This window comes from Agrobacterium sp. 22094 (assembly GCF_052046015.1).
GTDB classification, from domain to species: domain Bacteria; phylum Pseudomonadota; class Alphaproteobacteria; order Rhizobiales; family Rhizobiaceae; genus Agrobacterium; species Agrobacterium cavarae.
This window is the reverse complement of sequence record NZ_JBQEPX010000015.1, coordinates 1-1,314: the sequence shown is the minus strand read 5'-3', so window position 1 is coordinate 1,314 and position 1,314 is coordinate 1. Positions and strand designations below refer to the sequence as shown.

Here is a 1,314-nt window from a genome sequence, read left to right as displayed (position 1 = left end):
CTTCCATCGAAGCGGAGGCTTCTTCGGCAGAGGATGCCTGTTCGGTTGCACCCTGCGACAGCTGTTCGGAAGACGACGACAGTTCCTGACTACCGGATGATACGTTGCCGGCTGCGGCAAGCGCATCGCCGACGACGCCGCGTAGGCGTTCGACCATATCATTGACATAGCCCAGCAGGTCGCCGATTTCATCGCGGGTCGTGATCGGTGCAGTCTCGCGCAGATCACCTTCGGCAACTTTTCGAACGGCTGAACTCGCCTTCGTCAAGCCTCGGCTGATGGTGATGCATACCCACACCGCCGCGCAGAGAGAGAGGAGCATGATCGCACCAACGGCGCCTACAAGAATTGTCCGGGACGTGTTGTATTCCACGTCAGCGCCTTCGTCCGTCGTCTTCAAGTCGGCAGCGATTTCGCGGTTCAGCGCCTCGAGAATGGTCAGCAGCTTTCGTGTCGCCTTTTCTCCTTCTCCCATGGTTATAACGCCAGCTTGGCGATCCCCTTCCGGTGTGTCTTCCATGGCAAAACGAAGGACGTCTTCCTGCAGTTTTTCCCATGCTGGGATGGCAGCCTTTATCTCTTCGACCTTTGAACGAACTGCCGGGTTCGTCTCATGCTCGAGATCGGCGAGAATCTTCGAAACTTTTGCGCGCTCTGCCCTGGCGGAATCGACGTATGTGGAGATACGGCTTGAATCCTCATTGAGCGCTGCGCTCTTCTCGCTCGCGATTGAATTCAGGACCGCGACGGACAGGTCGCCAGAGTTACGTAGGTTGGTCGCAGGACTTTGAACGATGTCCGTTATCGCATCGTTCAGCGTCGACAGCTGTGAGATGGCCATGGTTGCCATGCCACCGGAGAGGATGATGATCAGTGCAAAAGCGAGCGCAAGCTTGAGCTTAATGGTAAATCGCATGGTTGTGATCCTTGGCGTGCGATGCCAGGTTGAAACGCTAATGTTGAGAAGGCTGAAACTGGCTGTTGTCGAATAACTGTTCGGAAGTGGTTAGAGTGGGAGCCACAGACTACTCGACCTAAGGCTCCCATCTTTTGTTTAGGCTGTTTCGCGGAAGTCGTGGTCGTTGTCGTCCGGTCCACCCATGGACATGTCGAGGGCAAAGCCGTTGGCGCGAGCCTGCTGAGCATGGACGGCACTCGTCGCTGCAGGGCGACGCACGGGAGCGGCAGACTTCGCAACTGGACGATGTGCGACCGCCGGGGCTGCATGGCGAGCCGGTGCAGAGCGAGCTGCTGCGGCGGCATCGGCGCGTTCGACCTTGAAGAAGGCGATGCTCGCCTGAAGCTCTTCGGCTT

At 57.7% G+C, this 1,314-nt stretch carries 1 protein-coding gene and 1 pseudogene; both read right to left on the bottom strand.

Annotation, left to right across the window (positions count from 1 at the left end):
• A partial coding sequence (locus tag ACTJK5_RS22960; protein ID WP_440613313.1) for a HAMP domain-containing protein occupies positions 1 to 916 on the bottom strand: 916 nt, incomplete at its 3' end.
• Between the two features lie 138 nt (positions 917 to 1,054).
• Positions 1,055 to 1,314 (bottom strand): annotated as a pseudogene (locus ACTJK5_RS22955) (methyl-accepting chemotaxis protein); the annotation flags it as partial.